Source organism: Streptococcus parapneumoniae, assembly GCF_037076355.1.
Classification (GTDB): Bacteria; Bacillota; Bacilli; order Lactobacillales; family Streptococcaceae; genus Streptococcus; species Streptococcus parapneumoniae.
The window spans coordinates 1,870,218-1,884,545 of record NZ_AP026968.1 but is presented as its reverse complement, the minus strand read 5'-3'; the positions used below and the strand labels follow the sequence as shown (position 1 = coordinate 1,884,545).

General features: G+C 42.3%; 18 protein-coding genes. 14 read left to right on the top strand and 4 right to left on the bottom strand.

The genetic code is table 11. The features are described from left to right. Positions 1–464 precede the first annotated feature (464 nt). The 14 genes from SP4011_RS09535 to SP4011_RS09470 all read left to right on the top strand — a co-directional run bounded on the left by SP4011_RS09535 (position 465) and on the right by SP4011_RS09470 (position 11,344). Positions 465–1,250 (top strand): enoyl-CoA hydratase, encoded by a 786-nt coding sequence (locus SP4011_RS09535; protein ID WP_338619045.1) that lies wholly within the window; start codon positions 465–467, stop codon positions 1,248–1,250. 92 nt (positions 1,251–1,342) lie between these two features. Beyond that, on the top strand, positions 1,343–1,777 hold the full coding sequence (locus SP4011_RS09530) for a MarR family winged helix-turn-helix transcriptional regulator (RefSeq protein WP_000386353.1): 435 nt from the start codon (positions 1,343–1,345) through the stop codon (positions 1,775–1,777). Then, positions 1,777–2,751, top strand: coding sequence for a beta-ketoacyl-ACP synthase III (locus SP4011_RS09525; RefSeq protein WP_119946911.1), 975 nt, complete (start codon positions 1,777–1,779; stop codon positions 2,749–2,751). Before SP4011_RS09530 ends, SP4011_RS09525 begins: the two co-directional genes overlap by 1 nt. A 58-nt stretch (positions 2,752–2,809) precedes the next feature. Beyond that, positions 2,810–3,034, top strand: a complete 225-nt coding sequence (locus tag SP4011_RS09520) for an acyl carrier protein (RefSeq protein WP_000257838.1) — start codon at positions 2,810–2,812, stop codon at positions 3,032–3,034. 222 nt (positions 3,035–3,256) lie between these two features. Next, a complete protein-coding gene (gene fabK, locus SP4011_RS09515) occupies positions 3,257–4,231 on the top strand; it encodes an enoyl-[acyl-carrier-protein] reductase FabK (protein ID WP_172924595.1) in 975 nt (324 codons plus the stop codon). Beyond that, positions 4,224–5,144 (top strand): ACP S-malonyltransferase, encoded by a 921-nt coding sequence (gene fabD / locus SP4011_RS09510; RefSeq protein ID WP_023933124.1) that lies wholly within the window; start codon positions 4,224–4,226, stop codon positions 5,142–5,144. The genes fabK and fabD overlap by 8 nt, the downstream gene beginning before the upstream one ends. A gap of 33 nt (positions 5,145–5,177) precedes the next feature. Then, positions 5,178–5,909, top strand: coding sequence for a 3-oxoacyl-[acyl-carrier-protein] reductase (fabG, locus tag SP4011_RS09505; RefSeq protein WP_000763053.1), 732 nt, complete (start codon positions 5,178–5,180; stop codon positions 5,907–5,909). Between the two features lie 21 nt (positions 5,910–5,930). Then, positions 5,931–7,166, top strand: a complete 1,236-nt coding sequence (fabF, locus tag SP4011_RS09500; protein WP_338619035.1) for a beta-ketoacyl-ACP synthase II — start codon at positions 5,931–5,933, stop codon at positions 7,164–7,166. A 2-nt stretch (positions 7,167–7,168) separates the two neighbouring features. Next, complete coding sequence (accB, locus tag SP4011_RS09495) at positions 7,169–7,654, top strand: acetyl-CoA carboxylase biotin carboxyl carrier protein (RefSeq protein ID WP_338619033.1); 486 nt, start codon at positions 7,169–7,171, stop codon at positions 7,652–7,654. After that, complete coding sequence (gene fabZ, locus SP4011_RS09490; RefSeq protein ID WP_000565509.1) at positions 7,651–8,073, top strand: 3-hydroxyacyl-ACP dehydratase FabZ; 423 nt, start codon at positions 7,651–7,653, stop codon at positions 8,071–8,073. Before accB ends, fabZ begins: the two co-directional genes overlap by 4 nt. Positions 8,074–8,084: 11 nt before the next feature. After that, positions 8,085–9,452 carry an acetyl-CoA carboxylase biotin carboxylase subunit gene (gene accC / locus SP4011_RS09485; RefSeq protein ID WP_338619031.1) on the top strand — a complete coding sequence of 456 codons (1,368 nt, stop codon included), beginning with the start codon at positions 8,085–8,087 and terminating at the stop codon, positions 9,450–9,452. A 36-nt stretch (positions 9,453–9,488) separates the two neighbouring features. Then, positions 9,489–10,355, top strand: a complete 867-nt coding sequence (accD, locus tag SP4011_RS09480) for an acetyl-CoA carboxylase, carboxyltransferase subunit beta (protein WP_338619029.1) — start codon at positions 9,489–9,491, stop codon at positions 10,353–10,355. After that, the gene (locus SP4011_RS09475; protein ID WP_338619026.1) at positions 10,352–11,119 is read left to right on the top strand and encodes an acetyl-CoA carboxylase carboxyl transferase subunit alpha; all 768 of its coding nucleotides are present in this window, start codon (positions 10,352–10,354) and stop codon (positions 11,117–11,119) included. The genes accD and SP4011_RS09475 overlap by 4 nt, the downstream gene beginning before the upstream one ends. A 66-nt stretch (positions 11,120–11,185) precedes the next feature. Then, entirely contained in the window at positions 11,186–11,344 is a 159-nt protein-coding gene (locus SP4011_RS09470) for a hypothetical protein (protein WP_338619024.1), read from the top strand. Positions 11,345–11,429: 85 nt separating this feature from the next. Here SP4011_RS09470 and nusB read toward each other — a convergent pair whose 3' ends face one another. The 4 genes from nusB to SP4011_RS09450 all read right to left on the bottom strand — a co-directional run bounded on the left by nusB (position 11,430) and on the right by SP4011_RS09450 (position 14,239). Continuing rightward, a complete protein-coding gene (gene nusB / locus SP4011_RS09465) occupies positions 11,430–11,855 on the bottom strand; it encodes a transcription antitermination factor NusB (RefSeq protein ID WP_000203638.1) in 426 nt (141 codons plus the stop codon). Continuing rightward, positions 11,848–12,237 (bottom strand): Asp23/Gls24 family envelope stress response protein, encoded by a 390-nt coding sequence (locus tag SP4011_RS09460; protein ID WP_173269431.1) that lies wholly within the window; start codon positions 12,235–12,237, stop codon positions 11,848–11,850. The genes nusB and SP4011_RS09460 overlap by 8 nt, the downstream gene beginning before the upstream one ends. A 21-nt stretch (positions 12,238–12,258) precedes the next feature. After that, positions 12,259–12,819, bottom strand: coding sequence for an elongation factor P (gene efp, locus SP4011_RS09455; protein ID WP_000568643.1), 561 nt, complete (start codon positions 12,817–12,819; stop codon positions 12,259–12,261). Between the two features lie 376 nt (positions 12,820–13,195). Beyond that, positions 13,196–14,239 (bottom strand): 2,3-butanediol dehydrogenase, encoded by a 1,044-nt coding sequence (locus SP4011_RS09450; protein ID WP_033682252.1) that lies wholly within the window; start codon positions 14,237–14,239, stop codon positions 13,196–13,198. Between the last annotated feature and the right edge of the window lie 89 nt (positions 14,240–14,328).

Here is a 14,328-nt window from a genome sequence, read left to right as displayed (position 1 = left end):
ATATCGCAGGCGACCATAGAAGTTACTATATTGCTGGATAAAAACTATAGGAAAAATTAGTCGCAAACCTGTAGTGGGAATATGTCAGCTTCTAGCGGGGAAGTGGTTCTGGAAACAGGACACCATCTTTTGGATGGGAATCCTTCCTCCTCTAGTACAAGTAGAAGGCTTTGATGGTAGAGTAAGATAAAGAAGAAACACGAGACAAGTAAGATAGTTCATGAAATGGAACTGAAAATTGCTGGTGTGGACTCTTGAAGGAAGTAATGGATAGAAAGAAGTTGAAAAGCGTCTTTCTATCCATCTTTCTTTGGGAGTCTATGTAAGCGTTTTCTATTCTAAAGCGAGCCTTTCCAATCGGCTGAGACACTTTTAGTCGATTTTTTCTTGCTTTCTGCTCCTAAAAAAGATATACTTTGAAAACAAAATAATTTACACTGCTTATAAAATAAAAAGGAGTCCTGATGGAACATATTATTTATCAGCTTGAAGAGGACTTGGCAATCCTTACCTTGAACCGTCCTGAGGTTGCAAATGGCTTTCATATTCCTATGTGTGAAGAAATTTTAGAAGCCTTGACTCTGGCAGAAGAAAATCCAGCTGTGCATTTTATCTTAATCAATGCCAATGGCAAAGTCTTTTCAGTTGGAGGAGATTTGGTAGAGATGAAGCGGGCAGTGGATGAGGATGATATTCCATCATTGACGAGAATCGCAGAACTGGTCAATACGATTTCGTATAAAATCAAACAAATAGCCAAACCTGTTTTAATGGAAGTTGACGGTGCTGTTGCAGGTGCCGCAGCGAATATGGCTGTTGCGGCAGATTTCTGTCTTGCAACGGATAAGGCTAAGTTTATCCAAGCCTTTGTTGGCGTTGGCTTGGCTCCAGATGCAGGGGGAATTCATCTCTTGAGTCGCAGTATCGGTGTGACGCGTGCAACTCAATTAGCCATGACAGGTGAGGCTTTGACCGCAGAAAAAGCCCTAGAATGGGGATTGGTTTACCGCGTTTCTGAAGCTGATAAACTTGAAAAGACGAGAGAACAGCTTCTTAAAAAATTAAGACGTGGTTCAAGTAATTCCTATGTAGCCATTAAGAAGTTGGTTTGGGAGAGCCAATTTAAAGACTGGCAGGATTACGCTACTTTAGAACTGAACCTACAGGAATCCTTAGCTCAAACAGAGGATTTCAAAGAGGGAGTGCGAGCTCATTCGGAGAGAAGAAGACCTAAATTTACAGGAAAATAAAAAAATACTTGCATCATTCTTTGAACTTTGATATAATTCTCTTGTCAAATGTTTTGATTGTAAAAGTTTTTTGAGAAGGAGGGAAAGAAAGATTGGACTACCAACGAATTAATGAATATTTAACATCTATATTTAACAATGTCCTTGTCATTGAGGAAGTGAGCTTGAGAGGTAGTCGTTTCAAGGATATCTCCATCAAAGAAATGCATACGATTGATGTGATTGGGAAATTCCCAGACGTGACACCAAGTCAAGTGTCAAAAGAGTTGATGGTGACTCTTGGGACCGTTACGACTAGTTTGAATAATCTCGAACGCAAGGGTTACATTGAACGCATTCGCTCAGAGCAGGATCGTCGTGTGGTGCATTTACATTTGACAAAGAAGGGTCGCTTGGTTCATAGGTTACATAAACGCTTCCACAAGGCCATGGTTGAAAAAATCATTGATGGTATGAGTAAGGAAGAAATTGATGTTATGAGCAAAGGGTTGACCAATCTTTACCAATTTTTGGAGGATTTGAAATAATGGCTTTTGCAAAAATAAGCCAGGTTGCTCATTATGTGCCAGAGCAAGTGGTTACAAATCACGACTTGGCTCAGATTATGGATACCAATGATGAGTGGATTTCAAGTCGGACGGGAATACGACAAAGGCATATTTCAAGAACAGAATCTACCAGTGATTTGGCTACAGAGGTTGCTAAGAAACTGATGACAAAAGCAGGAATCACAGGGGAGGAGTTGGATTTTATCATCCTAGCTACCATTACTCCAGATTCGATGATGCCCTCTACAGCTGCTCGTGTTCAAGCTAATATTGGTGCAAAAAAAGCTTTTGCTTTTGACCTAACAGCTGCTTGCAGTGGATTTGTATTTGCTCTTTCAACTGCTGAAAAGTTTATCGCTTCCGGTCGCTTTCAAAAAGGCTTGGTGATTGGTAGTGAAACCCTCTCTAAGGCAGTCGATTGGTCGGACCGATCAACAGCTGTTTTGTTTGGAGATGGTGCTGGTGGCGTCTTGTTAGAAGCTAGCGAGCAAGAGCATTTCTTGGCTGAGAGTCTCAATAGCGATGGAAGTCGCAGCGAGTGTCTGACCTATGGACATTCAGGTCTACATTCTCCATTTTCAGATCAAGAAAATGCAGATTCATTTTTGAAGATGGATGGGCGCGCGGTCTTTGATTTTGCTATTCGGGATGTAGCCAAGTCTATCAAGCAGACTATTGAAGAATCTCCTATAGAGGCGACAGACTTGGATTATCTGCTATTGCATCAGGCTAATATCCGTATTTTGGATAAGATGGCTAGAAAAATTGGTGTTGACCGAGCCAAACTTCCAGCCAATATGATGGAATATGGCAATACCAGTGCAGCCAGTATCCCGATTTTACTTTCAGAGTGTGTAGAACAAGGCCTCATCCGTTTAGATGGTAGTCAGACTGTTCTGCTATCAGGCTTCGGTGGAGGCTTGACCTGGGGCACGCTCATTCTTACAATTTAGGTAATCATGTGGTGAACACATTGTTATAAAAAACTATTTATTTTAAAGGAGTCCTATCATGGCAGTATTTGAAAAAGTACAAGAAATTATCGTTGAAGAACTTGGAAAAGATGCATCAGAAGTAACACTTGAATCAACTTTTGATGATTTGGACGCTGATTCATTGGACTTGTTCCAAGTAATCTCAGAAATCGAAGATGCTTTTGATATCCAAATCGAAGCAGAAGATGACTTGAAAACAGTTGGTGACTTGGTTGCCTACGTTGAAGAGCAAACAAAATAATACTCAATGAAAATCAAAGAGCAAACTAGGAAGCTAGCCGCAGGCTGTACTTGAGTACGGCAAGGTGACGCTGACGTGGTTTGAATTTGATTTTCGAAGAGTATAAGCAGAATATAGATAGAAGGAGTAGGGAAACCCGCTCCCTCTTGTTTAGGCAATAGTTTGATTGTCAAATTATGACAGTATCGAACTATTACGTAAGCAAGAAACGATGGAGGCACTATGAAAACGCGTATTACAGAATTATTGAATATTGAGTATCCTATTTTCCAAGGAGGAATGGCCTGGGTTGCTGATGGTGATTTGGCAGGGGCTGTTTCCAAGGCTGGGGGACTAGGCATTATCGGTGGGGGGAATGCCCCTAAAGAAGTTGTCAAGGCCAATATTGATAAAATCAAATCATTGACTGATAAACCTTTTGGTGTCAACATCATGCTCTTGTCTCCCTTTGTGGAAGATATTGTAGACCTTGTTATCGAGGAAGGTGTTAAGGTAGTGACAACAGGGGCAGGAAATCCTGGCAAATACATGGAACGCTTCCATGAAGCAGGGATAATCGTTATTCCTGTCGTTCCTAGTGTTGCTTTAGCTAAACGCATGGAAAAAATCGGTGCAGACGCTGTTATTGCAGAAGGAATGGAAGCTGGGGGACATATCGGTAAATTAACAACCATGACCTTGGTGCGTCAAGTGGCGGCAGCTGTATCTATTCCTGTTATTGCTGCAGGAGGAATTGCGGATGGTGAAGGTGCTGCGGCTGGCTTTATGCTAGGTGCAGAGGCTGTACAGGTGGGGACACGGTTTGTAGTTGCAAAAGAGTCGAATGCCCATCCAAACTACAAGGAGAAAATTTTAAAAGCAAGGGATATTGATACTACGATTTCAGCTCAGCACTTTGGTCATGCTGTTCGTGCTATTAAAAATCAGTTGACTAGAGATTTTGAACTGGCTGAAAAAGATGCCTTTAAGCAGGAAGATCCTGATTTAGAAATCTTTGAACAAATGGGAGCAGGCGCCCTAGCCAAAGCAGTTGTTCACGGTGATGTGGATGGTGGCTCTGTCATGGCAGGTCAAATCGCAGGGCTTGTTTCTAAAGAAGAAACAGCTGAAGAAATCCTAAAAGATTTGTATTACGGAGCAGCTAAGAAAATTCAAGAAGAAGCCTCTCGCTGGGCAGGAGTTGTAAGAAATGACTAAAACAGCCTTTTTATTTGCTGGTCAAGGTGCCCAGTATCTAGGGGTGGGACGGGATCTCTATGATCACTACCCTATTGTCAAAGAAACGATTGATCGAGCGAGTCAGGTGCTCGGTTATGATTTGCGTTATCTCATCGATAGGGAAGAAGACAAACTCAATCAGACCCGCTATACGCAACCAGCCATTCTAGCGACTTCGGTTGCTATCTACCGTTTATTGCAAGAAAAGGGCTATCAGCCTGATATGGTTGCTGGTTTATCTCTTGGAGAATACTCTGCCTTGGTGGCAAGCGGCGCCTTGGATTTTGAAGATGCGGTTGCCTTGGTAGCTAAGCGTGGAGCCTATATGGAAGAAGCGGCTCCTGCTGACTCTGGCAAGATGGTAGCAGTTCTCAATACGCCAGTAGAGGTCATTGAAGAAGCCTGTCAAAAAGCTTCTGAACTTGGAGTGGTTACTCCAGCCAACTATAACACACCTGCACAAATCGTCATTGCTGGAGAAGTGGTTGCAGTTGATCGAGCGGTTGAACTTTTGCAAGAAGCAGGTGCCAAACGCTTGATTCCTCTCAAGGTGTCAGGTCCCTTTCACACCGCTCTCCTTGAACCTGCTAGCCAGAAACTAGCTGAAACTCTAGCTCAGGTAAGTTTTTCAGATTTTACTTGTCCCCTAGTCGGCAATACAGAAGCTGCTGTGATGCAAAAAGAGGACATTGCTCAGCTCTTGACGCGTCAGGTCAAGGAACCCGTTCGTTTCTATGAAAGTATTGGGGTCATGCAAGAAGCAGGCATAAGCAACTTTATCGAGATTGGACCGGGGAAAGTCTTGTCAGGTTTTGTTAAAAAAATTGATCAAACTGCTCACTTAGCTCATGTGGAAGATCAAGCGAGTTTAGTAGCACTTTTAGAAAAATAGACTAAAATAAGTAGAAGTTTTGAAAGGAAAAAAATGAAACTAGAACATAAAAATATCTTTATTACAGGTTCGAGTCGTGGAATTGGTCTTGCCATCGCCCACAAGTTTGCTCAAGCAGGAGCCAACATTGTCTTAAACAGTCGTGGGGCAATCTCAGAAGAATTGCTCGCTGAGTTTTCAAACTATGGTATCAAGGTGGTTCCCATTTCAGGAGATGTATCAGATTTTGCAGACGCTAAGCGTATGATTGATCAAGCTATTGCAGAACTGGGTTCAGTAGATGTTTTGGTCAACAATGCAGGGATCACCCAAGATACTCTTATGCTCAAGATGACAGAAGCAGATTTTGAAAAAGTGCTCAAGGTCAATCTGACTGGTGCCTTTAATATGACACAATCAGTCTTGAAACCGATGATGAAAGCCAGAGAAGGTGCTATCATTAATATGTCTAGTGTTGTTGGTTTGATGGGGAATATTGGTCAAGCTAACTATGCTGCTTCTAAGGCTGGCTTGATTGGCTTTACCAAGTCTGTGGCACGCGAAGTCGCTAGTCGGAATATACGAGTCAATGTGATTGCTCCAGGAATGATTGAGTCTGATATGACCGCTATCTTATCAGATAAGATTAAGGAAGCTACACTAGCTCAGATTCCGATGAAAGAATTTGGGCAGGCAGAGCAGGTTGCAGATTTGACAGTATTTTTAGCAGGCCAAGATTATCTAACTGGTCAAGTGGTTGCCATTGATGGCGGCCTCAGTATGTAGCAGAAGCTAGAGGTAAAAAAGATGAAACTAAATCGCGTAGTAGTAACAGGTTATGGAGTGACATCTCCAATCGGAAATACACCAGAAGAATTTTGGAATAGTTTGACAACTGGAAAAATCGGAATTGGTCAAATAACAAAATTTGATCACAGTGACTTTGATGTGCATAATGCGGCAGAAATCCAAGATTTTCCTTTTGATAAATACTTTGTAAAGAAAGATAGCAACCGTTTTGATAACTATTCTTTATATGCCTTGTATGCAGCTCAAGAGGCTGTTAATCATGCAGGTCTTGATGTAGAGACTCTTGACAAGGATCGTTTTGGTGTTATTGTGGCCTCTGGTATTGGTGGAATCAAGGAAATTGAAGATCAAGTGCTTCGTCTCAACGAAAAAGGACCAAAACGTGTGAAACCATTGACCCTTCCAAAAGCCTTGCCAAATATGGCTTCAGGAAATGTTGCCATGCGTTTTGGAGCAAACGGTGTTTGTAAATCCATTAACACTGCCTGCGCTTCATCAAATGATGCGATTGGGGATGCCTTCCGCTCGATTAAGTTTGGTTTCCAAGACGTTATGTTGGTAGGCGGTTCAGAAGCCTCTATCACACCTTTTGCTATTGCTGGTTTCCAAGCCTTGACAGCTCTCTCTACTACAGAGGATCCAACTCGTGCTTCTATCCCATTTGATAAGGACAGAAATGGGTTTGTTATGGGGGAAGGTTCAGGGATGTTGGTTCTTGAAAGTCTTGAACACGCCGAAAAACGTGGCGCTACTATCCTGGCTGAAGTGGTTGGTTACGGAAATACTTGTGATGCCTACCACATGACTTCACCACATCCAGAAGGTCAGGGAGCCATCAAGGCCATCAAACTAGCCTTGGAAGAAGCAGAGATTTCTCCAGAGCAAGTAGCCTATGTCAATGCTCACGGAACATCAACTCCTGCTAATGAAAAAGGAGAAAGTGGTGCAATCGTAGATGTTCTTGGTAAGGAAGTACCTGTATCATCAACCAAGTCTTTCACAGGACATTTGCTGGGTGCTGCGGGTGCAGTAGAAGCTATCGTTACAATCGAAGCCATGCGTCATAACTTTGTACCAATGACAGCTGGAACAAGTGAAGTATCAGATTATATCGAAGCCAATGTCGTTTATGGACAAGGCTTGGAGCAAGAAATTCCATACGCTATTTCAAATACTTTTGGTTTTGGCGGCCACAATGCCGTTCTTGCTTTCAAACGTTGGGAGAATAAATAAGTATGAATTTAAACGATATTAAAGACTTGATGGCCCAATTTGACCAGTCAAGTTTGAGAGAATTTTCTTATAAGAATGGGACGAATGAGTTGCAGTTTAGCAAGAATGAAGCGAGACTTGTATCTGAAGTTGCATCTCAAGTCGCTCCAGCGCCCGTTCTAACAACACCGAGTCCAGTGGCTACTACATCTACTCCAGCAGAGACTGTAACAGAAGAGGTTCCAGCACCAGCTGAAGCAAGTGTGGCTGCTGAGGGAGATGTTGTAGAGAGCCCACTTGTTGGGGTGGCTTACTTGGCTGCTGGTCCAGATAAACCTGCCTTTGTAACAGTTGGCGATAGTGTCAAAAAAGGTCAAACATTGGTGATCATCGAAGCCATGAAAGTCATGAATGAAATTCCTGCACCTAAGGATGGTGTGGTAACTGAAATTCTCGTCTCTAACGAAGAAATGGTTGAGTTTGGTAAAGGATTGGTACGCATCAAATGATCGATATTCAAGGAATCAAAGAAGCCCTTCCCCACCGTTATCCTATGCTCCTAGTGGACCGTGTCTTGGAAGTGAGCGAGGATACCATCGTTGCCATCAAAAATGTGACCATCAATGAGCCTTTCTTTAACGGCCATTTTCCTCAATACCCAGTTATGCCAGGTGTTCTGATTATGGAAGCCTTGGCGCAAACTGCTGGTGTCTTGGAGTTATCAAAACCTGAAAATAAAGGAAAACTGGTCTTTTACGCTGGTATGGACAAGGTTAAGTTCAAGAAGCAAGTTGTACCAGGCGACCAATTGCTTATGACAGCGACTTTTGTAAAACGTCGTGGCACCATAGCTGTGGTTGAAGCAAAGGCTGAAGTGGATGGCAAGCTTGCAGCTAGTGGTACTCTTACCTTTGCAATAGGGAACTAAGGAGGTTCTCCATGTTTCGAAAAATTTTAATTGCCAATCGTGGTGAAATTGCGGTTCGTATTATCCGTGCGGCGCGTGAACTGGGGATTGCGACGGTGGCGGTTTATTCAACTGCTGATAAGGAAGCCCTTCATACGCTTTTGGCAGATGAGGCTGTTTGCATCGGTCCTGGTAAGGCAACTGAGTCTTATCTCAATATCAATGCGGTTCTATCAGCTGCAGTCTTGACTGAGGCAGAAGCCATTCACCCAGGCTTTGGATTTCTCAGTGAAAATTCCAAATTTGCGACCATGTGTGAAGAGGTGGGGATTAAGTTTATCGGCCCATCTGGTCATGTCATGGATATGATGGGAGACAAAATCAATGCGCGTGCTCAGATGATCAAAGCTGGTGTTCCAGTCATTCCAGGTTCAGATGGAGAAGTGCATAACTCTGAGGAAGCCTTGATTGTTGCTGAAAAAATTGGCTACCCTGTTATGCTCAAGGCTTCAGCAGGTGGAGGTGGTAAAGGGATTCGTAAGGTTGAAAAGCCAGAAGACCTCGTTTCAGCCTTTGAAACTGCCTCTAGTGAAGCCAAGGCCAATTATGGCAATGGTGCCATGTACATAGAACGGGTTATCTATCCAGCTCGTCACATCGAGGTTCAAATCCTAGGAGATGAACACGGGAATGTGATTCACTTGGGGGAACGGGATTGTTCTCTACAACGGAACAACCAAAAGGTTTTGGAAGAAAGTCCTTCGATTGCAATCGGGAAAACGCTACGCCATGAAATTGGTTCTGCTGCTGTTCGAGCGGCAGAGTCTGTTGGCTATGAAAATGCAGGGACCATTGAGTTTCTTCTTGATGAAGTCAGTGGCAATTTCTATTTCATGGAAATGAATACTCGTGTACAAGTAGAACATCCAGTAACAGAATTTGTTTCAGGTGTGGATATCGTTAAGGAACAGATTCGCATTGCGGCAGGTCATCCTTTGTCTGTTAAGCAAGAAGATATTGTCCTACGCGGTCATGCCATCGAGTGTCGTATCAATGCAGAAAACCCAGCCTTTAACTTTGCTCCAAGTCCAGGTAAGATTACTAATCTCTATCTGCCAAGTGGTGGAGTTGGCTTGCGCGTGGATTCAGCAGTTTATCCAGGTTATACCATTCCGCCTTATTATGATAGTATGATTGCTAAAATCATCGTTCATGGAGAAAATCGTTTTGATGCCTTGATGAAAATGCAACGTGCCCTCTATGAACTAGAGATTGAAGGGGTGCAGACCAATGCAGATTTCCAGCTTGACCTCATTTCAGATCGCAATGTCATTGCTGGAGATTACGATACTTCCTTCTTGATGGAAACTTTCTTACCTAAATATCAAGAAAAAGAATAAAATGACTTCAAGAGTTTAAACCGAAAAGGGGAATCAATGGCTCTATTTAGTAAAAAAGATAAGTATATTCGAATCAATCCCAATCGTTCGGTTAGGGAAAAACCTCAAGCTAAGCCAGAGGTTCCAGATGAATTATTTTCCCAGTGTCCGGGTTGTAAGCATACCATCTACCAGAAGGATCTGGGAAGTGAGCGTATCTGTCCACATTGTAGCTATACCTTTCGTATTTCTGCCCAAGAACGCTTGGCTTTGACGATTGATATGGGAACCTTCAAGGAATTGTTTACGGGGATTGAAAGTAAGGATCCCTTGCATTTCCCTGGTTATCAAAAGAAACTGGCATCTATGCGTGAAAAAACAGGTCTGGATGAAGCTGTTGTGACAGGAACTGCTCTTATTAAAGATCAGACTGTGGCTCTTGGTATTATGGATTCCAACTTTATCATGGCTTCTATGGGTACGGTTGTAGGGGAAAAAATCACTCGCTTATTTGAGTATGCAACTGTCGAACAATTGCCAGTTGTTCTCTTCACAGCCTCTGGTGGAGCCCGTATGCAGGAAGGAATCATGAGTCTCATGCAGATGGCCAAAATTTCTGCAGCAGTTAAACGCCATTCAAATGCTGGTCTCTTTTACCTGACCATTTTGACAGATCCAACGACTGGTGGTGTGACAGCTTCTTTCGCTATGGAAGGCGATATTATTCTGGCTGAACCACAGAGCTTGGTCGGTTTTGCTGGGCGTCGTGTCATTGAAAATACGGTTCGTGAAAGCTTGCCTGAGGATTTCCAAAAGGCAGAATTCCTATTGGAACATGGCTTTGTGGATGCGATTGTCAAAAGAAGAGATTTGCCAGACACCATTGCTAGCCTAGTCAGATTGCACGGAGGGGGTCCTAGATGAATATTGCAAAAATAGTCAGAGAAGCGCGTGAGCAGAGTCGCTTGACAAGCTTGGACTTTGCGACAGGCATTTTTGATGAATTTATCCAATTACACGGTGATCGTTCTTTTCGAGATGATGGTGCAGTTGTTGGTGGTATCGGATGGCTTGGAGACCAAGCTGTAACAGTGGTTGGTATCCAAAAAGGCAAGAGTTTGCAAGACAACCTCAAACGGAATTTTGGACAACCGCATCCAGAAGGCTACCGCAAGGCTCTACGGTTGATGAAACAGGCTGAAAAATTTGGCCGTCCAGTTGTGACCTTTATCAATACAGCAGGTGCCTATCCTGGTGTCGGAGCGGAAGAACGCGGTCAAGGGGAAGCTATCGCTCGCAATCTCATGGAAATGAGTGACCTGAAAGTTCCTATTATCGCCATTATTATCGGTGAAGGTGGTTCAGGTGGAGCTCTGGCTCTAGCCGTTGCAGACCGTGTTTGGATGCTGGAAAATTCTATTTATGCTATTCTCAGTCCAGAAGGTTTTGCTTCCATTCTATGGAAGGACGGCAGTCGTGCCATGGAAGCGGCAGAACTGATGAAAATCACTTCGCATGAACTGTTAGAAATGGACGTGGTGGATAAGGTGATTTCTGAAGCAGGACTTTCTAGCAAAGAACTGATTAAGAGTGTCAAAAAAGAACTCCAAGCTGAGCTAGCTCTACTTTCACAAAAACCGCTAGAAGAGTTGTTGGAAGAACGCTATCAAAGATTTAGAAAATACTAATACCTCAGAATACATAAAAACTAGAACTGGCAGTCAGTTCTAGTTTTTATGTGCTTCTTATACTCAATGAAAATCAAAGAGCAAACTAGAAAGCTAGCCGCAGGCTGCTCAAAACACCGTTTTGAGGTTGTAGATAAGACTGACGAAGTCAGCTCAAAACACTGTTTTGAGGTTGCAGATAGAACTGACGAAGTCAGTAACATCTATACGACAAGCCGACGCTGACGTGGTTTGAAGAGATTTTTGAAGAGTATTACTCTGTGCAGAGGGGAAAGCCAAAAGGTGCTTGGAAGACCAAACACCTTTTCGATTATTCATTTTCTTCAGTTACAAATTGACTAAGCAGTCCGTTGATAAAGCGGGCTGATTTTTGATCTGAAAAATTCTTGGCAAGTTCAATAGCTTCATTGACTGCTACCAGCTGAGGTGTATCAAATGATGTGATTTCAAAGATACCCAAGCGTAGTAAGTTTTTTTCGACCAAGGTCAATCGTTCAACTGTCCAGCCTGACTTGAGGTGCTGGTTGATTTGTTTATCCAACTCGTCTTTTTGTGCTTGAACACCAGAAACCAAGTTCAGAAGAAAGGCAGGGATCTGCACATCAGCATCTTCACGGTCATGTGTGTAGGCAAAGTGACAAGCTGTTTCCATATCTGTGCCGAATTCAAGGCTCATAAGAGCTTGAAAAGCGCATTTACGAAGTTCACGTCTAGATTCTAATAATGGACTAGTCATTGAGGAAGTCCTCGTTAAATAGATCTTTCAACTCTGGTTTCGGAGTTTTATCCGGAACGATTCCCGCAACGTGAATATTGACAACAGAAAGTTCCACATCAGCCATATTACGAACAGCGTCCTTAACAGCTTTTTGGATAGCCATAGCGACTTTAGGTACTTTCACACCGTACTCAAGATAGAGATAGATGTCAGCAGTTAGCTCTTCGTTGCTTTCTTTTAAGTAGACGCCACGACCAAGAGAGAGTTTTGATAGGGTATCAGATACGGATTTATTTGAAAATGAGTGGACACCATCAACTTTAGCAGTTGCGATGGCAATGATTTTTTCAAGTACACGTGGAGCGATAACGATTTCGCCAAATTGTTCTTCAATTCCCATAGAATGACCTCTTTCTAGAGATTAGGCACGAGAAACGTAAGTTCCTTCTGCAGTGTTGATGATCAATTTTTGTCCAGCTTCGATGAAGTCAGGAACGTTGACAACAAGTCCAGTTTCCATAGTTGCTGGTTTACCAGAACCTGTAACAGTAGCACCTTTGATAGATGGTTGTGTTTCAGCGACTGTTAATTCAACAGTAGTTGGTACAGTGACACCGATTACTTCAGTTCCGTAGAATTGGATTTTCACATCAGAGTTTTCAAGGATGTAAAGCAATTCATTTTCAACGTTTACGACTGGGATTTCGTATTGGTCGTAAGTTTCAGTATTCATGAAGTAGGCAGTTTCATCCATTTTGTACAAGTATTGAGCTGGAACAGTCTCGATAATAGCTTGTTCGAATTTTTCTTCTGGACGGTAGCTTGTGTCAAATGTAGAACCAGTACGGACATCACGCAATTTCATACGCATGATCGTGTTCCCTTTACCTGGTTTGTGGTGGCTAGCTTCCAAAACGCGGATCAATTTTCCGTCTGCAGTTTCAAATGTCATACCAGCTTTCAATTTGCTTGCTTCAATCATGTTTTTACCTCTTTAATAAATATTATTACTCTTCATTCTACCATAAAATCTTCTGGAAATAAAGCCAAAATAGTTATTGGGAGATGGTAGGAGCGAAAAAGAATATTGCCTAGTCAGGTGGAGTGGTTAATGTTAAAGAGTATCCACTATATTTCTTCTCATGCTCAATGGAAATCAAAGAGCAAACTAGGAAGAAAGCCGCAGGCTGCTCAAAACACTGTTTTGAGGTTGTGGATAGAACTGACGAAGTCAGTAACCATATATACGGTAATGTGACGCTGATGTGGTTTGAAGAGATTTTCGAAGAGTATTATATTTCAAAAGGCCGAAGTAAGCTTACTCCGACCTGTTAGTATTGTCTTAAAAAGATTGATTTTTATTCTGGTTCTACCAAAATTTTAATTTGTGACTTATCTTGAGTTAATTCGATAAAGCCTTCTTCGACGATATTTTCCAATTTAATTTTCTTAGTAACTAATTTTTCAGCAGAGAAGTAGCCTTGTTCCATCAATTCTAATACTTTAGGGAAGATATGTCGATAAGCAATGATTCCTTTTAGTGTCTTTTCTTGGATTGCAAATTCATTCGGATTAATATTTGCTTCTCGTTCCCAGATAGAGACCACCATGCACTCACCTGCTTTATGCACGGCAGCTAAGGCTTGTCCTAAAACTACTGGCACACCCGTTACTTCATAGGAAACATCTACACCACCGTTTGTTAAACGATGAATAGCTTCAACAGCTGTTTCACCTTCTTCCGGACGGACAACGATAGCTCCTAACTCTTCAGCTTTTGCTTGACGTTCAGGTGATAGTTCAACAGCATAAATCTTAGAAGCACCCGCTGCACGAAGGGCTTCTACAATTAAGAGACCAATCGGACCTAAGCCAAAGACAGCAGCAGTATCACCAGCTTTTAGTGCTGATTGACGAACTGCATAAACTGCAACAGCAGCTGGCTCAGTGAGAGCAGCTTGCTCATAGCTTAAGCTATCTGGAATGACATGTACTAAGTCACCGTCTAAAACACAATATTTGGCAAATCCACCGTCTGCAGCCAAACCGACAAAATTAAGGTTTGGATCCAAATTATAATTACCAACTAAGTTATTCTTAGCTAGAATTGGTTCTACAGCAACACGATCACCAACTTTAACACGAGTAACATCGCTTCCGACTTCTACAATTTCACCAGAAAATTCATGTCCAAGTGTTACCGGGGCTTTTTGACCAGAATAGACATGTTCTTCTGTTGGGATGAAGATAGGGCCATCTAAAAATTCGTGGAGGTCAGTACCACAAATCCCTGTGAATTTAACTGCAACTTTTACTTGGTGCGGAAGTACTTCAGGAATTTCTACTTCTTGAATACGAACATCTTTTGCTGCATGCCAGCGAGCTGCTTTCATAGTAGCCATATGAATAACTCCTTATTGTTGAGATTTTTAGTTTTCCTTTTAGGAAACTTTACACGTAACATTGTAAACGCTTTCTATATATTTGTCAA

Excerpts from the sequence above, each read along its gene's own strand:
- nusB (WP_000203638.1), bottom strand. The coding sequence starts at position 11,855 with ATGACTAGTCCATTATTAGAATCTAGACGTGAACTTCGTAAATGCGCT.
- SP4011_RS09460 (WP_173269431.1), bottom strand. The coding sequence starts at position 12,237 with ATGGGAATTGAAGAACAATTTGGCGAAATCGTTATCGCTCCACGTGTA.
- SP4011_RS09520 (WP_000257838.1), top strand. The coding sequence starts at position 2,810 with ATGGCAGTATTTGAAAAAGTACAAGAAATTATCGTTGAAGAACTTGGA.
- accD (WP_338619029.1), top strand. The coding sequence starts at position 9,489 with ATGGCTCTATTTAGTAAAAAAGATAAGTATATTCGAATCAATCCCAAT.
- SP4011_RS09470 (WP_338619024.1), top strand. The coding sequence starts at position 11,186 with ATGAAAATCAAAGAGCAAACTAGAAAGCTAGCCGCAGGCTGCTCAAAA.
- SP4011_RS09525 (WP_119946911.1), top strand. The coding sequence starts at position 1,777 with ATGGCTTTTGCAAAAATAAGCCAGGTTGCTCATTATGTGCCAGAGCAA.
- SP4011_RS09475 (WP_338619026.1), top strand. The coding sequence starts at position 10,352 with ATGAATATTGCAAAAATAGTCAGAGAAGCGCGTGAGCAGAGTCGCTTG.
- efp (WP_000568643.1), bottom strand. The coding sequence starts at position 12,819 with ATGATTGAAGCAAGCAAATTGAAAGCTGGTATGACATTTGAAACTGCA.
- fabZ (WP_000565509.1), top strand. The coding sequence starts at position 7,651 with ATGATCGATATTCAAGGAATCAAAGAAGCCCTTCCCCACCGTTATCCT.
- fabF (WP_338619035.1), top strand. The coding sequence starts at position 5,931 with ATGAAACTAAATCGCGTAGTAGTAACAGGTTATGGAGTGACATCTCCA.
- fabK (WP_172924595.1), top strand. The coding sequence starts at position 3,257 with ATGAAAACGCGTATTACAGAATTATTGAATATTGAGTATCCTATTTTC.
- SP4011_RS09535 (WP_338619045.1), top strand. The coding sequence starts at position 465 with ATGGAACATATTATTTATCAGCTTGAAGAGGACTTGGCAATCCTTACC.
- accB (WP_338619033.1), top strand. The coding sequence starts at position 7,169 with ATGAATTTAAACGATATTAAAGACTTGATGGCCCAATTTGACCAGTCA.
- fabG (WP_000763053.1), top strand. The coding sequence starts at position 5,178 with ATGAAACTAGAACATAAAAATATCTTTATTACAGGTTCGAGTCGTGGA.
- accC (WP_338619031.1), top strand. The coding sequence starts at position 8,085 with ATGTTTCGAAAAATTTTAATTGCCAATCGTGGTGAAATTGCGGTTCGT.
- fabD (WP_023933124.1), top strand. The coding sequence starts at position 4,224 with ATGACTAAAACAGCCTTTTTATTTGCTGGTCAAGGTGCCCAGTATCTA.
- SP4011_RS09450 (WP_033682252.1), bottom strand. The coding sequence starts at position 14,239 with ATGGCTACTATGAAAGCAGCTCGCTGGCATGCAGCAAAAGATGTTCGT.